18 protein-coding genes are annotated in these 22,308 nt (G+C 42.8%); 13 read left to right on the plus strand and 5 right to left on the minus strand.

The genetic code is table 11. The annotated features are described in order from the left end of the window. Positions 1–20: 20 nt before the first annotated feature. The 3 genes from SWOO_RS04175 to SWOO_RS04185 all read left to right on the plus strand — a co-directional run bounded on the left by SWOO_RS04175 (position 21) and on the right by SWOO_RS04185 (position 3,813). Positions 21–1,739: a hypothetical protein gene (locus SWOO_RS04175; protein WP_012323458.1), complete on the plus strand. Its 1,719-nt coding sequence runs from the start codon at positions 21–23 to the stop codon at positions 1,737–1,739. 23 nt (positions 1,740–1,762) lie between these two features. Next, on the plus strand, positions 1,763–2,476 hold the full coding sequence (locus SWOO_RS04180; protein WP_012323459.1) for a DUF3726 domain-containing protein: 714 nt from the start codon (positions 1,763–1,765) through the stop codon (positions 2,474–2,476). A 266-nt stretch (positions 2,477–2,742) separates the two neighbouring features. After that, a complete protein-coding gene (locus SWOO_RS04185; RefSeq protein ID WP_012323460.1) occupies positions 2,743–3,813 on the plus strand; it encodes a porin in 1,071 nt (356 codons plus the stop codon). Between the two features lie 131 nt (positions 3,814–3,944). Here the strand turns inward: SWOO_RS04185 and SWOO_RS04190 are convergent, their stop codons facing one another. Next, on the minus strand, positions 3,945–5,180 hold the full coding sequence (locus tag SWOO_RS04190) for a CynX/NimT family MFS transporter (protein WP_012323461.1): 1,236 nt from the start codon (positions 5,178–5,180) through the stop codon (positions 3,945–3,947). A 104-nt stretch (positions 5,181–5,284) separates the two neighbouring features. Here SWOO_RS04190 and SWOO_RS04195 point away from each other — a divergent pair, with 104 nt between their 5' ends. Continuing rightward, positions 5,285–6,070, plus strand: coding sequence for an AraC family transcriptional regulator (locus tag SWOO_RS04195; protein ID WP_012323462.1), 786 nt, complete (start codon positions 5,285–5,287; stop codon positions 6,068–6,070). A 68-nt stretch (positions 6,071–6,138) separates the two neighbouring features. Here SWOO_RS04195 and SWOO_RS04200 read toward each other — a convergent pair whose 3' ends face one another. Beyond that, positions 6,139–7,764, minus strand: a complete 1,626-nt coding sequence (locus SWOO_RS04200; protein ID WP_012323463.1) for an EAL domain-containing protein — start codon at positions 7,762–7,764, stop codon at positions 6,139–6,141. 401 nt (positions 7,765–8,165) lie between these two features. Here SWOO_RS04200 and msrA point away from each other — a divergent pair, with 401 nt between their 5' ends. From msrA to SWOO_RS04230, 6 genes are all read left to right on the plus strand, one after another. Beyond that, the gene (gene msrA / locus SWOO_RS04205) at positions 8,166–8,666 is read left to right on the plus strand and encodes a peptide-methionine (S)-S-oxide reductase MsrA (RefSeq protein WP_012323464.1); all 501 of its coding nucleotides are present in this window, start codon (positions 8,166–8,168) and stop codon (positions 8,664–8,666) included. A gap of 114 nt (positions 8,667–8,780) precedes the next feature. After that, positions 8,781–10,262, plus strand: a complete 1,482-nt coding sequence (locus SWOO_RS04210) for a protein adenylyltransferase SelO (RefSeq protein ID WP_012323465.1) — start codon at positions 8,781–8,783, stop codon at positions 10,260–10,262. Positions 10,263–10,434: 172 nt separating this feature from the next. Next, on the plus strand, positions 10,435–10,782 hold the full coding sequence (locus SWOO_RS04215) for a YciI family protein (RefSeq protein ID WP_012323466.1): 348 nt from the start codon (positions 10,435–10,437) through the stop codon (positions 10,780–10,782). 30 nt (positions 10,783–10,812) lie between these two features. Next, positions 10,813–12,081, plus strand: a complete 1,269-nt coding sequence (locus SWOO_RS04220; protein ID WP_012323467.1) for an RNA polymerase sigma factor — start codon at positions 10,813–10,815, stop codon at positions 12,079–12,081. A 31-nt stretch (positions 12,082–12,112) separates the two neighbouring features. Next, complete coding sequence (locus SWOO_RS04225) at positions 12,113–12,628, plus strand: peptide-methionine (S)-S-oxide reductase (RefSeq protein WP_229377297.1); 516 nt, start codon at positions 12,113–12,115, stop codon at positions 12,626–12,628. Positions 12,629–12,763: 135 nt separating this feature from the next. After that, the gene (locus SWOO_RS04230; RefSeq protein WP_012323469.1) at positions 12,764–14,542 is read left to right on the plus strand and encodes a pyridoxal-dependent decarboxylase; all 1,779 of its coding nucleotides are present in this window, start codon (positions 12,764–12,766) and stop codon (positions 14,540–14,542) included. A gap of 64 nt (positions 14,543–14,606) precedes the next feature. Here SWOO_RS04230 and SWOO_RS04235 read toward each other — a convergent pair whose 3' ends face one another. From SWOO_RS04235 to SWOO_RS04245, 3 genes are all read right to left on the minus strand, one after another. Beyond that, positions 14,607–15,581 carry a GGDEF domain-containing response regulator gene (locus tag SWOO_RS04235; protein WP_012323470.1) on the minus strand — a complete coding sequence of 325 codons (975 nt, stop codon included), beginning with the start codon at positions 15,579–15,581 and terminating at the stop codon, positions 14,607–14,609. Between the two features lie 16 nt (positions 15,582–15,597). Further along, positions 15,598–19,299 carry a response regulator gene (locus tag SWOO_RS04240; protein ID WP_229377302.1) on the minus strand — a complete coding sequence of 1,234 codons (3,702 nt, stop codon included), beginning with the start codon at positions 19,297–19,299 and terminating at the stop codon, positions 15,598–15,600. Between the two features lie 350 nt (positions 19,300–19,649). Then, positions 19,650–20,036 carry a DUF2541 family protein gene (locus SWOO_RS04245; protein WP_012323472.1) on the minus strand — a complete coding sequence of 129 codons (387 nt, stop codon included), beginning with the start codon at positions 20,034–20,036 and terminating at the stop codon, positions 19,650–19,652. A 262-nt stretch (positions 20,037–20,298) separates the two neighbouring features. Between SWOO_RS04245 and SWOO_RS04250 the strand changes: the two genes are divergently transcribed. From SWOO_RS04250 to SWOO_RS04260, 3 genes are all read left to right on the plus strand, one after another. After that, positions 20,299–20,667: a response regulator gene (locus tag SWOO_RS04250; RefSeq protein WP_012323473.1), complete on the plus strand. Its 369-nt coding sequence runs from the start codon at positions 20,299–20,301 to the stop codon at positions 20,665–20,667. Between the two features lie 147 nt (positions 20,668–20,814). Next, positions 20,815–21,330 carry a hypothetical protein gene (locus SWOO_RS04255; protein WP_012323474.1) on the plus strand — a complete coding sequence of 172 codons (516 nt, stop codon included), beginning with the start codon at positions 20,815–20,817 and terminating at the stop codon, positions 21,328–21,330. Between the two features lie 149 nt (positions 21,331–21,479). Continuing rightward, positions 21,480–22,217 (plus strand): hypothetical protein, encoded by a 738-nt coding sequence (locus tag SWOO_RS04260; RefSeq protein WP_012323475.1) that lies wholly within the window; start codon positions 21,480–21,482, stop codon positions 22,215–22,217. Positions 22,218–22,308: the final 91 nt, after the last annotated feature.

Raw genomic sequence — 22,308 nt, forward strand, 5'->3', positions numbered from 1 at the left:
TCCAGTTGAAAGGGGGAGTTATGTGTCGTGAGAGTGTAGAGGGAATGGTGTTGAATATGCCTGAAAGAGATGAGTTTCAATCAGATAGCTCCATGCGAGATCCAGCCATAGTGATGGATCCAATAAGATTAGGTGCGATGCACCAAACTCGTCTTAGTTTTGTAAGAAGCCTATTAAGGCGTATGTACCACAATAAGTGGCAGCTTGACCTTGCTCAATGGGAGATCTGTTCTAAAGGTTTTGGTGTGGTGATATATAAGCTAACGACACCGAATCAAGACTACCATCTGGTGATTTTTTCTAATGAGATCGATGATGAAGATCGCATCGACAGAGTTATCGCTGAAAAGTGGGATATTACTTTCGCTTTAGTTATTGGTGAGATAGACAAGAAGTTGCTGACACAACTGCAAAATAATGTGCCACTGCAGGAGGCGGGGCGAAACTCGACCCAAGTGATTGTATTGGCGCGTGCCAATAAAAGTGTGCGCGTATTTGAACACCTAGTCGATGCATTAGCGGCGGGCGAGCAACCAGAGCGTGAAATACTGGCTCAAGTTGGCTATATCTTAAGAACGACTGCTGTTTACGGTAACGGCAAGTTTGGTATTGCTGATTTCGAGATATTACAAAATAATCCAGACTTTAACCTCTCCTTTAGCGCGCAGATGTGTGCCGTTTATATTCTGAGGCAGTTTAGTCTCGACTGGGTTCACTATTTAGCGAAACAGCAAGGTGGCGAGCAAGCGGTGGAGCTTGATAAAGGTCTGCAACGCTACCTTGGTGTGGGAAATGCCACAGGTTTAGGCATGGCTCCCTATCTTATTAACCACCCTAGAGTTGTCGACCAATGGCTCTCTCAACGTGAGAAAGCGGTTGCGGTAGTCAGTGAGCAAGATATCGCTCAGGCAGATATCAAGTTATTGACGGAGTTACTTAACAGGGCGCGAACACACCTGCAGCAGGTGGTTACCATAGATGAATATCAACAGAGGTTGAATCATCAAGCTGTATTGGATCTCTATGAGATTATTAAGTTTATTGGCTATGCAAAGCATCAGAACCTGACGTGGCAAAGACAGATTGAATATAACCAGAGATTTAGTCTTGAATCCCAAGAGGTATTTCTAGCGTGTTTACTTGAATGCTACCCGCAGATTGTTGATCCCTTAGAGCAGGAGATGAACGCAGATGAGGTGCTGGCTATTCCGAGAGGAACCTCTATCCATCATATGCTTGAAGTGCTTAAGACGCGTTATCGGTGGGCTGTTGACATAGATTTCAGTCAAGAGGAGAACCAATATTGGTTCTGGTACCGTTCTGAAGATAAAGAGGAGCCCCGTTTAGGTGTCAGAGGGATTGAACCTGGCGATGACAAAGAGCTATCACTGGATATGGCCAGACAAGTCAATCAACTCTATCAAACCTTGGTTGCTGAGCCTGATAACAGAAGTTTGGCCGAGTTTCTGCTGGCATCGCCTCAATATGCAAGTATTGCACGAAGAGTCTGGTCTCTTGGTCATTGTCATATGGGTGACATTCAGATGAATGTGCTGGCCAAGCAAGCTCTCCCCATGAACCTGTTACGTTGCAAGTTAGCGGTATTTGGCGCGACAAAGTTTGATCCAAGATCCGATCGTTGGGTAAGAGTGACGCTATTTCAAGGAGCACCATTAATGGATGAGCTTCACCCAGATGAGTGGTTATTTCCAATTCTTCCTGAAATATCAAAAACGTAATTAAGTACTGTGGAGCAAGAAGTATGATTTTAGTCTCTCATAATGAGTTAGTGGGCGTAACCACTAAAGCCTTTCAAGGATTGAGATTACCTTATGGGGAAGCTGATCTTATTGCCAATATGGTTGCAGATTTAGAGATGGTTGGCTTACATGGTATTAAGCATTTTATTAATGCGCTTAATTATCTTGGAAATAAAAATAATAAGCCTTGTCATATCACTTTTGAATCGTCTGTTGAAATTAATATAGATCTAAATGATGAAAGTATTTTGTGTCATATTCCGACAATTCTTGGATATATCTCTGATAAGTTGATGGATGAAAATAGAGTTAAGTTAAATATTAATAATTGTTGTAATCGATGGTTAGCTTTTGGTGAACTCTGTAAGCTTTCAAAAAATGGTATTTCCATTAATGCTTGTTGGGATGATTTTTTTGAACCTATTGGTATTAAATATCTACTTAATTCCGGTGATGAACTGCCAGAAATATATATTAAAAGAGTAGAGGGGGAGAATAGTGAGTTGTCGAACGATAATAAGCGGAGGCTTACTATTGAGTTTAGTAATACACATTTTAAGCTGCCTAATTCAGATGAATATCAACAGCATCTATCATCGAGTCGCTTAAAGAGGTACCAAGAGGAGTCTTGGACCAAAGGGATCTCTGTACAGGTGAGTGATTGGGAAAAGCTGAAACAATCGTCACAAGCTATTTTAGTACCTTGCAAGAGTTAGTCTATTTTTAGCCTTATAATAAATATCAATAATTAAATAATGATAAGTTTTATTTATTAATTAATAAAAATTAACCGTTGGTAATATATTGGGGTGAATGTAAACATTTACATTGTCAGCTCGAATGATTTTTGTTGAATCTTAATTGTAGGTTTTCAATATCTGTTGGGAACTATCTGGTTAGTTGTGACTTCGAACATTAAATAGCATTCATACAGTTGGAATTTAAATCTATCAAATATTTTAATAAAGGTTTAGAAACTACTATGAAATATAATAACACTATAAGTTTAATTGCGATTTCAATTGTTTTATTCACCTCTAATAGCTCTGCTGGTGAGCTGTTTGATTGGTATGGGACGATTAGAGCACAAGTGCAAGATACTAATAATGGTGAACTAGAGTATAAGGATAACTATTCTCGCTTGGGGGCTGCGGGAGGTGCGGAGATTTTAGATGGCATAAAAGCCACTTACAACGTTGAGTTTAGATTGTTCACCAGTGACGGTTCTTTTGCTGGCAGCGATTCACGTGCTCGACTCGCTAACATTGGCTTAGAGAGCGAGTATGGCTCTCTACTCATAGGTAAGCAGTATTCTCCACAGTGGAATTACACCAACAATGCCATTGATATCTTTGCCGATGTTGACCAGTCTGCTGGTTGTACTAATGAGGCATCAGGGGTTATTTGTCACACTAGTCGTTATGGCTTATTTGGTTACGATCAAGCTGGGAATGGTCACTATGTTGAGGTGTTAAGGCCTGACAGGGCGGTCACCTATACCACGCCAGATCTTAATGGCTTTCAAGCTTCTGCGATGGCGATACTCAATGATGGTGATGTGAAAGCTAGTGCTGATGGCTCTGATAGTGAAACCTTAGTGGGCTATAACATAGCGGCAAAGTATAAGTGGCAAGATTTTACACTTTCTGCTGCGCGGTTTGAGGTTAGCTCGTTTGTTGAAGAAGCCAGTATTGATTCAGTTCAGCTGGTATATAACCATGACAAATTAAGTATCGCAGCTCATTATCAGATGTCAGAGGATCTCAGGTTTTATGAGGGATTACCCGCAGCTGGTGAGATGGTTGAAGAGCAGGTTTATGAGATCTACGCTGGATATAAGTTTAGCGAAGTGCAGATACAAGCCGCGTATTCAATTGTTGATATGACCTCTCCAAGTAATGTGAATGTCGATACTGACCATCTACTTATTGATGTTATCTATCCCCATAAATATGGTCGTTTTTATGCTGAATACAGCATTTGGGGGGATGAGGCCGAAGAGTTCTTCATTGCAGCTGATACTGTGATATTGGGTGTGCAGTTTGACTTCTAATTCATAACTACTCATTCACGGTTATTTTGTTCACGGCTATCTAAAGAGTAAAGCGTATCTATTTTAATGAGTTAGAACCTTGGCAGTTCGAAGGTGCCCGAGATGGTTTATGGGCACCTTTTCTTACTCTATTAAATTGATTGAAACGATTGCTTAGGTTGCTTATGTATCTTCTCACTTCTGGATGCAAGAAGTGAGAAGATACTCCATAGAAGGTTAGCCACTGCGCAAAGGATCAAAGGAGGAGTCCAACTACCTGAATATTCATGTATTGCGCCCATAATGATAGGACCTGTTGCAGCCAATAAATAACCTAGACACTGAGCCATGCCCGATAGCGTAGCTGCTTGGTGTATATCTGTAGTGCGTAAACTTATAAAAGCCAATGCAAGTATAAACCCACCCCCAGCACCAAAACCAAATAGCATGGCCCACAATATCGCAAGAGAAGGGGCTAAGATAAGCCCAATCACCGCGATCATACCTAAAAGGGTTAAACCTAAACTCAGCAGGCGTTTATCCTGAATCCTAGAGATAATAGGAATCAATACAATTGCTGGGACTGCTGTAAATAGCTGCAGTAAACCATGGATAACGCCAGCCTGCTCATGGCTGTAGCCCGTGTCGACTAAGATGGTGGGAAACCAGCTAATGAAGATATACATCAGAAATGAGTTAAGGGCTAAGAATAGTGTGATATGCCAAGCACTGGGAGAGCGCCATAGATAGCTGTGGCTATCTAGCTTACTGGTATTTTCTGCTGCAGGAGTGTGATTACGCATCTGAGGTAGCCAGATGAGAATCGCAATGATGGGGAAGAGTATGATACTCCCTAGGGAGAAAGCCCAGGTTGGGATCAGTTTTATGCTTAGGCTTTCGGCAACATGGGTCAAAGGGATCGCTAAACTGGCACTCAGAGCCGAGCCCACTCCCATCATTAGTACGTAGATTGAGGTGATAGTTGTGACTCTATTTGGAAAGTCTCGCTTCATTAAACTCGGAAGCAGTACATTGGCGATAGCAATCCCTGCTCCTATGATTAAGGTGCCGGTAAACAGGGAGATTGAAGAGCCTTGCGAGCGAATTGTGATGCCAGTTAACAGTAAAAATAATGAGATCATTAGGGCGTGTTCTAGCCCTTTCTTTTGCGCTAGTTTTGATGCAAGCGGAGAGAAAAATGCGAAAGCTAACAGGGGAAGCGTGGTTAACATACCTGCTTGCGTTGCTGATAAGTGAAGTTGCTCTCTGATGAGGTCGAGTAGAGGCCCTACACCTGTGATTGGGCTACGTAGGCTAATTGCGATTAATAGCACTCCAAGCAGTAGGTAAGCGGTACTGGTGAGCCGAGAGGTTTGAACTTGTGTCACTAAGGAGGTCCTAATATGGATGTTGGTGATTTAGTTATATTAAATGCTAACTCGATTACTTAATTGAGATATAGTGACTTCATATATCGAAAAACGGTCAATTCATGTCAGATAAATCCCCTAACTTTCCAGCTTTTGATTCTGATAGCTATCCGCAAAAAGTGGTCTCGTTGAGAGCCACTGGAGGAGATCATGAAGCGGAGACGCCATTTCATCAGCATCACAAGTGTCAGCTAGTACTGGCTTTGAATGGCTATGTGAAGTGTAAAATTGCTGATGCCATCTGGATGGTGCCAGCGTATTGTGCTGCGTGGATCCCAAGTCAAGTACCACACAGTAATCGTATCTCTAGTAATGCTGATGTGCGTATGTTGTTTGTCGACCCTGAGATAAGCGGAATGCCCGATAGAAGCTGTACTCTGTCGATATCTCCACTGCTGAGGGAGCTCATTGTCCATTTAACGGAACAGGATCAACACTATCTTGATGGGAGTGCCACAGCCAGATTAGTTGAGGTGTTAATAGAGCAGTTGCGAGATATGCCCACTGAACATTTCGATTTTCCAACACCCATTGAGTCTAGACTCAGTGCTATAGCTTCTCAACTCATGACGACACCGGATGACAGACGTAGTGTCGGTGAGTGGGCTAGGCAATATGCCATGAGTGAACGTACTTTGGCCAGGTTGACTAAGCAGGAAACGGGGCTGACATTTGGCCGTTGGAGAGGCCAGCTACATATTGTATTGGCATTACAGAAGCTTGCTTTAGGTGAATCGGTGCAGCGGATCGCGGAGGATTTAGGTTATGAGTCTGTAAGTGCCTTTATCACCTTTTTCAAAAAAACATTAGATAAGCCACCAAAACAATATATGAAGCTAAAAAACTGATGCTCCCATAACTGGGCGAGTTAATTTACTCGGTTAGATTTCCCGCTCCTATAAAGCGGGAGTATAGATTACAGTAGATTAGGAGGTTTCGGGAACCTTATCTTCTTTAGTGGAAATCTCCCTGTTAATTTAGAGCTGGCTTTATGAGATGCTTCATGAGCTTTCTCTTTATTAAGGTATCTGTCATAAAAGTGCAGTAGCTCATCTAACCCAACAGGCTGAGAATAGAGGTAACCTTGATGCAGATATACACCACGTTCACTGAGATAGTCAGCTTGAATTTGAGTTTCTACCCCCTCTGCTATCATCTCCATTTTTGACTCATGGCCAAAGGCAATAATAGATTTCAATACACCAGCTTTTAAATCGTCAGTACCAATGGTATCGATAAACATCTTATCTATCTTAATACAGTTAAATCCTAGTTTTTGCAGGTAACTGAACCCGCCAAATCCCGTCCCGAAATCATCAAGCTTAAAACCTTGGCATTGAAAAACAAGCCGCTCTATCTCAATGATGGCTTTGTCAAAATTCTCTATCGGTTTACGCTCTGTTAATTCAAAACATAACCTTTGAGTATCACAGCTTTCATTTCTATCAAGCCATTGACTCAGTAGCCCCTTTTCAAGGTGCTCGGCAACAATATTGACACTGATCCAGCCAAGTAGTTTGGGAATGTCTCGCTTGACCTGTGCTAGGGTTGATTCTGTAATGGGAATAATCAGCCCCGAATCCTCTGCGTAGGGGATAAATTGATTCGGCAACACCAAGTTACCATCACTTCTGCGCCAGCGAACCAGCATCTCCTGTCCCACAATTTGGTGGCTACGGGTGTCAATGATTGGCTGATAGAAAGGGGTAAACTCGCTGTTTTTTAACCCGTTGACTAGCATACTTTCCAAAGACACACGGCGCTGTTGCCATTGCCAGTAAAAGATAGCACCTAGAGATGACAGCACTAAGCTTAGGCAGACCAAGTTAAGCCAGATCTTGTCATAGAAGAGCTGATACATGGCATCGCCACTGTTCAATGTTTGAGTCAGATCCAGAGCGGGAATATAGTGACTAACACTCCTGCTATTTTTAGTGTTTGACACGGTTTGCTTACCCCGTGAAACGACAGGCAATCCATGGTATTGGATATCGACCTGATAGCAGTTAGGGCAGAGATCGGTGAGAAAGCTGTTGAATACCGTTCTATTAGTGATGGCAATTAAACTGTGGTTCCCCACTGGGAACTCAAAAATAAAATCTCGCAGAAAGGGGTTTTGATCCGCAGAGATACTAACCTCGATGTTAGATTGTGGGTACTTCTTGGTATTTTGAGCCATATGGTAGTAAGGCGAAGAGAGGTTTGAGCACTTCTCACCACTTGCTAGCTCCATTTGAACTAGGCGCACCATCTCAGGGCTAAACTCAGCGCTTTTTAATAGGGCAATATCGGCTTCATTACAGCTCCATGATAGCTGAGAGAAGCTCTCTTTCCCCTCGTCAGTTGCCAAGATAGTGGTCTGCTTAATCAGAGATTGTGCAAGAAAATCTAGATCTTCTTGCAGTTTGGATTCAAGCTCATATTGTGCTAATTGCGGATGAATTAATACCGCCAAGAGTAACGGAATAATAAAGATAAGCAGGGTATGAAACCAAGGTGCTTTGCACCAAGATGTTTGATGTGTGGTTTGCTTAGTTAGCAAGGTGGTATTCTCAAAGGGGACGTTGTCGCAAACGTGAAATATATCGGTCTAACGGTTCTGTATTCTGTATAGATTACGAACGGTTAAGGGGGCGCATTATCCACCTAATTGCGTTAGCTACTGTGAGCTAAAGCACAAATCATAAAAGCTTAATCTAAATAGTGGTAAAGTATGAGTCGATGGTAAGCTGGTGACAGGCTTTGTTTTTTCATTATTAATCACTTTTCTCATTAAGCTGTACTCTTTGAGGCGATCCTCTTTTGCTAGAGGGCTGACGGGATGTCTTTAAACACTGCTATTTTCAGAGGTGAAATTTTTTCTGATTAAATAGGGTCTATACCTAGTGTTGTTGATAGTGAAATGTTCACCTGTCAGCCTATTCCAACCGAGGAGATATTATTATGGCAGTAGAAAGAGCCATCTTAGCTGGTGGGTGCTTTTGGGGAATGCAGGATCTTATTCGTAAGCGTGAAGGTGTTATTGCAACGCGAGTGGGCTATACCGGCGGTGATGTGGTCGATGCCACTTATCGAAATCATGGTACCCACGCTGAAGGGATAGAGATCTTATTCGATAACACTCGGACTAGTTTCAATGAGATCCTCGCTTTTTTCTTTCAAATTCATGATCCGTCTACGCCTAATAGGCAGGGTAATGATAGAGGCTCATCTTATCGCTCAGCGATCTTTTATGATTCAAATGAGCAGAAAGAGCAGGCACAGAAGATGATTGTTCGTATGGATGCATCTGGGATCTGGCCTGGACCTGTTGTGACTGAATTGGTTCCTGCGGGTGATTTTTGGGAGGCGGAGCCTGAGCATCAAGATTATCTAGAGCTGAGGCCGAACGGGTATACCTGTCACTTCCCTAGGCCAGACTGGGTTTTGCCAAGTGAAGAGTGATAGCCGTTAAGGCTTCTCTTTTTACTAAACTTAGGGCCAGTCATATACTGGCCCTTTCTTTTGGCGACTGTTATAAAGTATTGGATAACAGTTATTAAGCAATTGGATATAAAGATGAGCAATAAAGAGATCGATCTGGGATTAACATTCGACAATAGTTATTTCGATAAGCTGGAAGGTTTTTATGTTGCTTGCTCTGGAGCGAAGGCGCCTGATCCTAAGCTAATAAAGCTCAATGGTGCACTGGCTAATAGAGTTGGTTTGACAAATGCCGACCCTACCTCACTTGCTCAGGTGCTATCGGGCACTATTGCACCTTCAGGTTCGTCGCCGTTAGCTCAAGTCTATGCTGGTCATCAGTTTGGCGGGTTTAGCCCGCAACTTGGAGATGGCCGTGCTTTGCTACTGGGTGAAGTGCTTGATAAAGACGGGATTCGTCTGGATATACAGCTTAAGGGGTCTGGCCGAACACCATTTTCACGGGGCGGAGATGGTAAGGCGGTTCTCGGTGCTGTACTGCGCGAATATATCGTCAGTGAGGCGATGTTTGCCCTTGATATCCCAACGACAAGAGCCTTGGCTGTGGTCACCTCTGGTGAGTCTGTGATGCGCAGCCAGTATCTGCCAGGGGCAGTGTTGACTCGGGTGGCATCCAGTCATCTTCGTGTGGGCACATTTCAGTTTTTTGCCTCACGTGGTGAAAATGACAAGGTTAAGCAGTTAGCCGATTATGCCATCGCTCGTCACTATCCTAAGGTAGAGGAGAGTGAGCAGCGCTATTTAGATTTTTTATGTGCAGTTAGAGATAAACAGGCTGAGCTTGTCGCTAAATGGCTACTGGTTGGCTTTATCCACGGTGTGATGAATACCGACAATATGACCATCAGCGGTGAAACCATAGACTATGGCCCCTGTGCTTTTATGGATGACTATGGTTCAGACACTGTATTTAGCTCAATCGATAGAGATGGTCGTTACTCCTATAATAATCAGCCTGTGATGGCTCAGTGGGATCTGGCGCGTTTGGCCGAAACGCTATTGCCGCTTATTCATGATGATCAAGATGAGGCGATTGCGCTTGCCACAACTGCTGTTACTGGTTTTTGGGAGGTGTTCCAGCAACACTGGACGGCTGGCATGAGACGTAAGCTTGGACTATCGGATCAAGAGGAGGGCGATTTTGCACTCGGCGAACAGCTGCTTGAGTCTATGTCCGGCGAAGAGGTTGATTTTACTCAACTGTTCCGTCAGCTTGCGTTAGATCTGCAAAGTGGTAGCCATGAGAGTCAAAAGCTGTTTAATAATGCAGATAAGTTTCTTGTATGGAAAGAGGAGTGGGAGACGCGTTTAGCTAAAGAGTCGTTAACTGTATCGAAGCGTATAGAGATGATGAACAGTGCTAACCCTATCTATATACCTAGAAACCATCAGGTTGAACGTGCTATTGAAGCCGCTGAGATGAGAGGTGATTATCAGCCTTTTGAGCAGCTTCTTGCTGTACTGGCGACGCCTTTTACGCTTCAAAAAGAGGCTCAGGAGTATGCAGAGCCTGCACCTGCTGATTTTGGTCCCTATACAACTTTCTGTGGGACTTAGCGCTTAATCTTGTTGGCGAAAAAGCATTACTGTTTTTTTGATGTGGTGCTTTTTTACTTTTATTTTTGAGTGTATGTAGAAATTTCATCTCCTTATCCGTCTTTAACACAACCAAGTGATTAGCTTGGTACTTGTGTCTTTTATAAAAAATTGTGTCATTAAGGAGATAGCGATGAAGTTTCTAGCATTAATCTACAGCCAGCCTAATAGTGAGCCTGAATATAATACGCCTGAGTGGGATGAGATGCTCAAGGATTACATGGCAATAACTGAAGAGTTTAAACGTGATGGGGTATTTATTGCTGGCGAAGGGCTACAGGATGTGAGTACTGCGACATCGGTTAAAGTTCGCGTTAATCAGGCTGAGTTGCATGATGGTCCTTTTGCTGAAACAAAAGAGCAACTGGGTGGCTTTTATCTGCTGGACTGCAAAGATCTCGATCAGGCTTTGCAGTACGCCGCCAAGATCCCTTCAGCTAAGTGGGGCACCGTTGAAGTACGCCCTGTGGCTGAGTATTAATCGCTCTGTTAACGTAGAAAGGTTGAGCTGATGATTGAGCTTATATCTGAACAACTAGAGAAGTTAGTTCGTGAGGATAGGGGGCGGATCATGGCAACCTTGATGGCTCAATTTGGTGATTTAGACCGTTGTGAGGAGGCATTTCAGGACGCTCAAGCCTTAGCGATGCGGGCATGGTGCAGAGGCATTCCTGATAATGCCAGAGCATGGATCTTAACAACAGCCCGTCGTCGAGCGATTGATGATATTCGCCGAGAGCAGTGCTTTCAACATGTCGTATCAGGCCTTGGTGAAGAACTTAGTAGTGAGCTCAGTTTGCCAACCTCAGAAGAGGAGCTTGATGAGATCTCACTGCCGGATGAGCGTTTAAAGCTCCTGTTGATCTGTTGTCACCCAGCTCTTGAGGAGAAAACCTCAGTGGTGTTATCTCTTCGATTTATTGCCGGTTTAACAACAATTGAGATCGCCCGAGCTTTCCTTGATAAACCAGCAACCATAGGCCAGAGGATCACTCGAGCCAAAAGCAAGATCCGCTTAAGTGGTATTCGGTATGGTTTGCCAACTCATGAGCAACTCGATGGCCGTATCGCAGCGGTCCTTAAGGTTATCTACTTTATTTTCAATGAGGGGTATGCCTGTCAGCAGGGAGATGAACAGTTACGATTAGATCTGTGTGAAGAGGCGCTTTTTTTGGCAGAGTTAGTATCTCAGTTGCAGCCTAACAATGCCGAGGTTCAGGGCTTATTAGCGCTGATGCAGCTCTCCTATGCCAGAAGCACCGCTAGGCAAAGTGCTGAAGGGCTGTTTATTCCGTTAGCACAACAAAACCGTGATTTATGGGATAGAGGGTTGATAGCGAATGCTTGCGAGCGTTTGGAGCGTGCACTGGAGTTGGGTCAGTTAGGTCCATATCAACTTCAGGCAAGCATTGGGGCCATACATTGTGAGGCGAAGGCGTTTAGCTGCACGGACTGGCCGCAAATAGTGATGATGTATCGGCTGCTGTTTAAATGCCAAACCAATGATGTGGTATTGCTTAATCTGTTTGTCGCTGAGTCCTATATTTATGGGGCGGAATATGGCTTACATAAAATTGAGCCCCTATCTCGCTCCTTGTCTGCTTATCAGCCATTTCATGCGGCACGAGCGGAACTCTTATCAAAGCTAACGCGTTTTGATGAGGCTGTGAAAGCGTATGGACAAGCGTCAGCTTTAACCTCTGTAGTCAGTGAAAAGCGATATCTACAGATGCAAAAAGAGCAGGTATTGAGGAGAAAGGAGGAGTCAAAAAAGGATTAGAGGGGCATCTGAGTTTTGATATGGGAGGAGCATGATGGGAAGTGAAAAACTGGGGTTGAGCGGCACCTGTTACTGGTGTACTGAGGCGATATTTCAGTCATTAATTGGAGTTGAAGCCGTTGAGCAAGGGTGGATATCCTCAATTGGCGAGGATGACTGGTTTTCTGAAGGGGTCATTGTCACTTTTAACCCTGAGCTTATCAGTCTAAAAAATCTCATCGACATACATCTGCATACCCATAGTAGTACTAGAAATCATTCGATGAGAGACAGATACCGAAGTGGTGTTTATGCTATTGAACCTCAGCAGCTGACTGAGATAGCAGATGCTTTAATGGTGCTGCAGAGTGAGTTTACTGAAAGGTTAATCACACAAGCTTACCAATTTAACCTGTTTAAGCCATCTGCTGATGAGATGCAAAATTATTATTATAAAGATACAGAGCGTCCATTTTGTCAAAATATAATAACCCCTAAATTAAACAAGTTACTTCATACTCATGGAGATTATATTAATAAAGAGAAGCTTAACCACTCTTTAAAGTAGATTTTTCATATTTCTATATTCAATTGCTAATTTAAACTTGCTTTACTACGCTTTTAACTAGCTTAAATCTGAAGGTTTTAGATTTAATAAACAGTAGCTAACAAGGGAATATTACAAGAATAAGGAATATTGAGCATGTTTATTGATAAGAAGACAAAGTTAACAATTCCATTTGGTATAAATGGTGAGCCATGGATCAGCCAGATCCCTGAGATGGCATTCTCAGTTGAGGGGGAGCTGATGATCACCCCACCTTCAGCCGACCCTGCGGTGATATACCAGATACAAAATAGGGAGTTTATGGGACAGCAGGAGCAGATTAAAGAGTGTTATGTTCAGCTTCCACCTCGTGGTCAACAGGAAAATCAAGTATCCAATCAACAGGTGTTACAGGGCTATCTTCAGCAGCAACAAGATAACTTTTTGGGTTATCAGCTAGTGGTGAATACTGAATATAGCGACCTGTTTCCTGCCATGAATACCATGATTAATAATCTAGGCGACCCCTTTACTAACGGTTATTACACCGTCAATAGCAAGCCTGCTGAACGTGCGGTCTTGGACTTTTATGCTTCTGTATGGCGCGCTAACTGGCCATCACAAAATACAGGAGACCCAGATAGTTACTGGGGTTATGTACTGAGTATGGGGAGCACAGAGGGCAACCTTTACGCTATGTTAAATGCTCGTGATTACCTGTCAGGAAGACGACTGGTTGTTGATCAAAATAATCACCATTTAGTGAAACCAAAACGCAGAAGCAGTAATAAAAACTACTATAAACCCATCGCTTTTTTCTCAGAAGATACCCATTACTCATTAACTAAGGCTATTCATGCCATGAGTATTCCCTCGTTTTATGAGATAGGGAGTGAATTTTACCCCTATGAATGCCCGTTAGGCGGGGACTGGCCTGAGCAGGTTCCCTCTGAACAACCTAGCATTGAAGAAGCAAATCTAGGGAAAATAGGCTCTGGCGCTATTGATATCGAGAAGCTTCGTCTGTTGGTCGAATTTTTTGCTAAAAAAGGCCACCCTATTTTAATTGTCTTAAACTACGGAACGACGTTTAAGGGGGCTTATGATGATATACCTGGGGTGTATCGAGCCTTAAAGGATATCTTCATAAAGTATGATCTGATTAACCGTGAAGTCTGTTTTGGTGATAATCATGATGTTGATGTAAGGCAGGGTTACTGGTTTCATATCGATGGAGCATTGGGTGCATCATTTATGCCTTTTATAAATATGGCGATGAAAACTGGTGAGTTGAATAGAGAAAATTGCAGTGAGTGTTCACTTAAATTTCCTGAATTTGATTTTAGCTTGCCTTATATCAACTCGATTGTGACCAGTGGCCATAAGTTTTTAGGTGCACCAACGCCTTGTGGCATCTACATGAGTAAACATAAGTATTTAGCGACAACCAATCATCCAAGTTATATCGGCGCTGTTGATTCTACTCTAGCAGGTTCAAGAAATGGTTTAGCCTCTTTGACACTATGGTCTTTATTGGGAAAAACCGGCTATAAGGAGCTGCAAGCTAGGGCGATTAAGTCTCTTTCGATGGCATTATCACTCCACGCCAGATTAAAAACTTTGGGGGATATGATCATGGAGCGTGATGGGATTGATATATGGCTACATAGATCGGATTTCTCTTTGAGTATTTTAATGCGTAAAACCAATAAAGATATCACGTTTAAATACTCATTATGTGAGGCTAAAGAGTTGGTGAGTAGAGAGGGGAGAAGTTATAGCAGACAGTACGTTCATCTCTATTGTTTATGGGATAGAAAAGAGTCTGCACTGGATAGCCTCATTGAAGATCTGTCACAGCCCGGTGCATTTGATATGAACTGTGAAACTGAGCTGGATAGCTCGTCGGAGCTATTATCTGCATCTGTTAATTGATAGTGGCTTGTTGTGATGGGGTGGGGCTAAATGAGTACTCCACCCACTCCATTTATACGCAGGCTCACTCTCTTGACTCCTTCCAACATACTTTGTTTCTTCCTTGGGCTTTAGCTTGGTATAGATGCTCATCTACAACTTTCAAAAATGACTCATGATCGGCATCTCTGCTGGGGATCGTTGATGCGCCACCAACGCTGATGGTTAAGTAGTGGGAGATTGATGATGAATCGTGTTCGACCTGTAGGTTTTCGACAGATCTGCAGATATTAGATAATAGGTTACGGGCACTTTCAGCATTCGTGTTTGGCAAAATTATCGCAAACTCCTCTCCACCGTAGCGTGCAATGACATCATGGGGACGTTTCAGCTGTTTTTTGATGTGACTGGCGACAAGGCGGAGGGCATTATCCCCACTTAGATGTCCGTAATCATCATTATAACTTTTGAAAAAGTCGATATCGATCATGGCGATAGATAGTTCAGTGTCGTTTCGATTACAGGCGCTCCACACCTTTCTAATATCTAACTCATAGAATCGGCGGTTATATACTTCAGTTAAGCTGTCAACGAGAGCGAGTTGCTCAAGTAGGTTCTTGTGACGCTGTCCCAGTAGATGATTACGTACCCTAGCTTGCACAATTGGGGGGTGAAAAGGCTTAGTGATATAGTCAACGGCACCAAGATCTAAGCCGATTTTCTCATCTTCAGTTGATATTTTCGAGGAGATGAAGATGACGGGGATGTCCATTGTCGATTCATCGCTTTTCAGGGATTTGATGACTTGATAACCATTGATGCCAGGCATGATCACATCTAACAAGATTAAATCTGGACTATGTTTACAGGCAAGATTAAGACCTTGTACGCCATCTTTAGCTAAAAGAACTTTATATTCAGGCATTAATAGCTCTGATAATAGTGCTCGATTGTCTCTAGCATCGTCAATAATTAAGATTTTATCTAGATCTTCCTTGATAACAAATTGAGGCTCATTGACATCTTTAATACTTAACCCTGTGTTGAGATATTCGTCCATGTGACTTGTTCCTTTATTAACCTATCTGTTGTGCCAATATTTTCAATTTCTTACTGGCACTGAAGTAATCTACGTCTTGAATCTCCAGTAAAATTGATTCAAGTGCGTCATTGTGGTCCTTGGTTGCACTTGTTGCTTTTAGCATATGAATGAGTTTTTCTGCGGCTGCATTATCGTCTTCTAATAGTTCATTTAGTTGATGAATGAGTTGTTTTACTCGTTTACTGTCATCCACGTCTGAACTTGTTATGGTCGAGCTCTCCTCTACTTGTAGCTGCGTTAGCGAAGCTAATGAATGATTGAACTGTGTGAAAAAGAGGGCAAGCTCCTGCTCTATTTTTTCATCCAACTCCTTGTCGACTGGCACAGCTAAATTGTGCATTAGCTTCTCAAGTGTAGATGCTAGTTCAGATAGTGTGGCTTCGCCTAAGCTAGCTGCAGAGGATTTAATGGTGTGGAAGAGTCTATGTAAGTAGGTAAAGTTACCTTGAGACTTCTCCTCTCGGATCTCCTGCTCGATATTGCGGTATTCCTTGTAGAATAAATTAAGCATTCTGAGGTAAAGATCCGCTTTATGATTATGACGTTTTAATCCTATCGATGTATCGAATCCTGGAAGCTCTATTGGGAAAGTATCTTCCTTCTCTGTGGAGGTTGGCTCACTGGTTTTATCCTGCTCGCTGAAGGAGAGGTAGCTATCTGGTTCATCAGCATCGAATTGATTGATGCTTGCGCTTGCATCTATCCAGCGGGTAATTGTGCGGTATAGAAGCTGGTGATCTATGGGTTTATTTAAATGGTCGTTCATGCCTGAATCTAAACTTCTCTTATAATCATCAGGAGACGCATGTGCGGTCATGGCAATGATAGGTAATTGTTTATACTGATTATCTTCCCTAATAATTTGAGTTGCCGTTAAACCATCCATCACTGGCATCTGTACATCCATCAGAACCAAGTCGTAATTGGCTTGTTTAATCATGCGAATTGCTTGCTCTCCGTTGGAGGCGGTGGACACCTTGATTCCTACATCCACAAGGAACTCCCTTGCCACTTCACGATTGAGCGCACTGTCATCAACGACTAAGATGCGGCTGTCACGCAGAACACTGAGATCTAAACTGCCTAATAGGTTGAGCTCTCTGTTGGTGCTTGTGGGGCGAGGTATCTTCTCCTGGAAGAAGATCTCAGCTAGGCTGTCATGGATCCCTGAGGCATCGACAGGCTTTGAGATTATTTTTTTAATATTGGCTTGATGGGCATCGGTCTCTACCCTGTCCACATCGTATGCGGTGACCATTAGCATGGCGACAGGCGGCTTGATATTAATATTGTTTTCAATCTTCTTGGCGGTTTCGACTCCATTGATTGCTGGGATATTCCAATCCAGAAAAACCACATCATAGGGGCTATCACTGCTGGTTGCAGATTCAAGCTCATCAAGTGCGGCGTAACCATCTGCAACCGTTGTCACCTCAATCCCTAAGGAGGAGAGAATATCGGCGAGCACCTCTCTGGCCATGGCATTGTCATCGACCACTAAGGCCTGCATCCCTTTTAATTTATTATATGAAGGCCAGCGCTGACTGTTACTGCCATTATTTGGCTTTATCTTGCAGGTAAAATGAAATTGGCTCCCCTTGTTTATCTCGCTATCGACCCAGATCCTGCCATTCATCAACTCAGTTAATTGGCGACAAATTGCTAGACCCAGTCCTGTTCCACCATATTTTCGGGTGATACTGGAGTCGATTTGAGTAAATGGAGAGAATAGCTGGTTGAGCCTGTGATGATCGATCCCTATTCCTGTATCAATGATGCTAAAGCGAAGAGTGCTCAACTGACCTTGTTGTTCTAGCAGCTTAACGCGAATAACCACTTCACCTTTTTCAGTAAACTTGACTGCATTACTGGCCAAGTTAATGAGGATCTGTCCTAGACGTGTCGGATCGCCTATCCAATGAAATGGCACCTTTTCGTCGACATCGAGAAGGAGTTCAACTCCTTTACTCTGGGCTTTATAGGCGCTGATATTGGTTACTCGGCGCAAGACATCCCTTAAATCGAATTGAAACTCATCGAGTGTGAGCTTATTGGCTTCTATTTTTGAGTAATCTAGAACATCATTAATCGTATTTAGCAATACATCTGAGGAGGAGAGAACTTTCTCCATAAAGTCACGTTGGCGCTTGTCCAAACTGGTTTTTAGCATTAACTGACTTAAGCCAATGATGGCATTCATCGGTGTTCGAACTTCATGGCTCATATGGGCTAGAAAGTTTGACTTTGCCTTGCTGGCGATTTCGGCTCTCTTGTGAGACTCCACCAGCTCTGAAGTACGCTCAGATACTTTTTGCTCAAGAGTGGTACTGTACTCAAAAATTCTACCAGCCATAGACTTAAACACATTGGCCAAGATGCCCATTTCATCTTTTCGATGGCTAGGTAGTTCCAGATCGCCGCGAGCAACGAGTTGGTAATTTGCCTGTCCTATCTCTGCCGATGCTCGGCCGAACATCTTTAGTGGATTGACGACTTTATTTAGCGTGACAAAGTAGAGCATTAACATCTCAACAATCAGAGACAGTAAGCCAATGATGAGTACAAAGTGCGCTGTGGAACGAGCGGCTGTGATCACTAACTTTTTGGGATATACGGTAACTAGAAGCCAATCTGGTCCATTAATCCGAGCGATCGCCATCCAGGCTTGCTCAGTTTCATCAAAATTAATGAGTACGTTTTCATCTGTCTGCTGACTTGCGGTGATTATCTTATTTATCATTGATTTGAGGTGAGGGTCGTTTTGGGTGCTGGTGGGCAGTTCATTCGCGCCACTTTTCATGATCTTTTCATCATTGGGGTGCACGATAATCTGTCCATCGACACTGACCAGAAAGTTGTAGGTGCCTTCTAGCTTGTCATGGATGATCCGGTCAATCACATCGACCAGTAAAATGTCATGTCCAATAGTAATTAGGTGCTGGGAGTTCAGATCGACAGGGGTTTCCAAAGAAACCATCCAATCCTTAGCGGTTTTATCAAAATATAGTCCTGTCCATACTGGGGAGCGTTGGGGATTGTTTTCCTGAGTGGCTATGGTGTACCACTGCTCTTTAGTGATATCTAGTTGGGGTTCTGCGTCCAACCCCCAAGGTAATTCTGGCCAGTAGAGTAGTGCGACATTTTCAGGCATGGCAACATAGAGACTTTCAAAGCGGTTGGTCCAAGCGGGACCATATTGAGCCAATAGATGGTAGGAGATATTGACTTTATTTCTGAAAGTTTGATCCTCAATAGGAGCTTGGCTCCCAATATATCCAGTTAGATTTTTAAGCTGATCACCTTGTGCAGTACTTAATCCATAAAATGCTTCAGCTTGTAATCTAGTGGTGCCATCTTGTTGAGTGATAAAGCGCTGAGTAAATTCGTTGTCAGATACATTTATATTACTGTTAAAAGCGTCGATAAAATTATTTTTAAATACTTGATGGTTTTCAGCTGCGAGCTCGAATATTAAACTTTCTTTATCGCTACGCTCTTTAATATACTTTTCAAGTGTTTCAACAACTTGAGTCTCATATATTGTTGTTATGTGCCAGTAAGTTGCTCCTGCGACTAATATCACGATAAAAGTAAGGCGGATCGCCATCTGTAATAACATTGAGGTTGTCAGACGATCTTTGAATTTTATGGCATCAAAATCGGAAACTAATTCCATTGTTTTCATGCGTCCCTGCATAATTATCCCTTAGTAATATTAACTAACCTTAAATTTGATAAATGTATCTTGTTCTATTTTTCTGTAAGGCAAGTTTAGTTTAAGAGGCTGCTATTTCAAGTAGATATAAATAATTATATCTTTGTTGATAATCGGTTTTGTTCTTTATGCTTAATTTACGTAAGCCGTGATATTGGCCTTATAAAAATCAATTAAAATGAGCTGCTTTATGAGGGGAGAGCGTAAAGAGTGTTAATGCTAAGAGGGGGAATAACGCTTGGGAGAGTGTATTGAGTGATAATATATGGGAGGTACGCTTAGTGGTCCTCCCTTAAGGTTTCATCTGGGTATTAGTCTTTGCGACCAAGTACTTTAACGCCAGCTCTAGAACCGTCTGAATTACCAAAGACCTCTAACTTTTTAACACAGCGCTTATAACCGAATCCGCGCCATTGTGTTTCTTGATCTTTTTTCAGATCGCGATAGAAGCTGATGGTTTTCGTGCTGCCGTTGTTGAAGGTGACAATAATCTTTTCAAGGTTCAGGTTGCGCTCGGCTCTGACCTTTAATGCATCTGCTTTACGGCAGATAAGTAATGGGATTTTTGCGCCGTGATCACCCGCACCCAATAAAATAGTACGACCTAAAGTGATCTGATCATCAGCTTGAGCTAGGCAAGCTGTGACAAGTAAGCTAGTGGTCACTAAAAGCTTAGCTACCAGTTGTTTTATGTTCATAATTAATACTAGTGAGTCAAAAGGGCGGCTACACTAGCCGCAAGCTCAAGACTGCGCTATCAAATGGTAACAATTATTCGATCCAGATATCATTTTATCTCTATTAAGTGCTGTTAAAAGCCGCAATAGCGGCGCTTTATGTGAGTTTTAGCTAAGGATGCAACATATATTCCCGTTCTCTAGCTATGGGTGGCCGGCTTCTAGCTTTCTTGGTGGTTTTGGATACAATAAAGGCAGTATTTATAGAGCTGAGAGTGTCTAAATGAAGCGAGCTAAAATATTGATAATTGATGATGACCCCGTTTGTACTGGGTTATTGCTTGCTGTGTTAGGTGATGATCATCAAGTTTTTACAGCTAACTCTGGTGATGGTGGAATAGATATTATTGATACCCAAACACCTGATCTTATCTTGCTCGATATCACCATGCCCCATGTTAACGGCTATCAAGTGTTAAAACACCTTAAGGCCGATCCCAGTAAAGCTGATATAGCAGTGATAGTGATCAGTAGTTTAGTTGAAACATCTGACAAAGATTTTGCATTAAAGTTAGGTGCTGATGATTATATGACTAAGCCCGTTTTACCTGCCGTTCTGCAAAATAAGGTAGAGATGTTTCTACAAAGATAAACTGTTCCCTCTCTTACTCTTCAGCGCTCCTCAGCCTTTTTCTAAAGGGCTCTTGCTCATCCCACATTAACTAAGATTAAAAGTCGCTGTTAGCTTATGTTGATATAATCGCACTAACGTTACTTCTTAACTTAAAGAGATGAAATCATGCAGTTTAAACGCCTTGTCGTACCCGCTCTATTTACGTTTGGTTTGGGAGGCTGTGGCTATTTTGATGGCGATGAAAAACAGCAGTTAGAGCAAGCTTGGTTAGCCCAAAATGCGCAGTTACAGCAAGTGATTGAACAGATCCGCAGTCAAGGCATTGAAGCGGTAGCAAACGGTGCCGAAGTGGGCAGTGTTGCCGCTTGTGTTGCCAGTAAACTGGAGATGGATCCCCTTGGTGAGCTGGTTAATGTAGAGGGCGCTTTAGTCGAGTCAGCCAAGATTGCAGAGCTTCTTAGTGAACTAGAAGGTTTAATGGAGCAAGATTTTAGTCTAGAAAATATCTCTGGTCTTTTACAAAAAGGTGCCGATGCGGCGGCTTATGCAAAACAGATCATTGCAGCTCAAGGATTAGAGAGAGGGCTGGAACATCTACAGCAGATGGCTGATTCGAGTCGAGAGTTTGCCAGCGAAGATTTAGGTGCTCACTTTCAACAGCTATTGAGTGAGTGTCAGTAATCACTGTGAGTATAGATAAGCTACCGACTCACAGTGGCTTTTGGCAAACTTATTCAAGGGGAAGGAGTGATGCAGAGGTATTCCCTGTTCTTTCTTCAGTGGCAAGGTTACCATAGTGTTAATGACTGAGTTGAGATAGAGGGAAATGGATGGGAGCATTGCTTTGCAATAGGGTGGCGGCGCAGCGCTTTCAGCGAGGGTTATCTGGGCTGAAGGTTTTGCTGATTATTCTGATCACGATTCTCCTCACCATGGGGATAACTATTTTTATTATTCGTACCTATGTTTTTCCCTCTGAATTAACACCTGTAGTGCTAAATGCTAAAGAGGAGTCGAAGTTAGACAAAAAGCTGAGTCAGCTTGGTTGGCAAGCCGATACTAGTTCTACATCGAAAGCGAGTTCGAATGGACAAGGAAGCAAGGAGAGCATTGCTAAGGAGAGAGTATCTGAAGTCGATGAGTTAATGCCTGAGCCATATCGAGAGTTAGATGGTGATCGTCAGGTGACCTTTAGTGAAAAGGAGGTCAACGCCATGATAGGAAATAATCCAGACTTCGCCCGTCGTGTCGCTATTGATTTCTCCGATGAACTTGCCAGCGCTAAGATTTTAGTCCCAATTCCTGAAGATTTCCCCATCATGCCTGGTCAGATACTGAGGGTTAATGCCGGTATCGATATCCACCTCGATGATACACGTCGACCAGTTGTTGCCTTAGTTGGGGTCAGCTTAATGGGTGTCCCTATTCCTAACGCTTGGCTTGGGAATATGAAAAATGTGAATCTAGTGGGGGAGTTCGGTGATAGTGGCTTTTGGAACAGTTTTGCCGACGGCGTGGAAGATCTTCAAGTGCGCGATGGAGAGCTGTATATCAAGCTACGGAAGTAATACCAGTTGATATCATTATAGCGCCCACTTACTATGCAGATCTCAAGCATAAACGCTAAAACAGATAGCAAGATTTATCTGTTTTAGCGGA

The sequence above is a fragment of the Shewanella woodyi ATCC 51908 genome (genome assembly GCF_000019525.1).
Taxonomy (GTDB): domain Bacteria; phylum Pseudomonadota; class Gammaproteobacteria; order Enterobacterales; family Shewanellaceae; genus Shewanella; species Shewanella woodyi.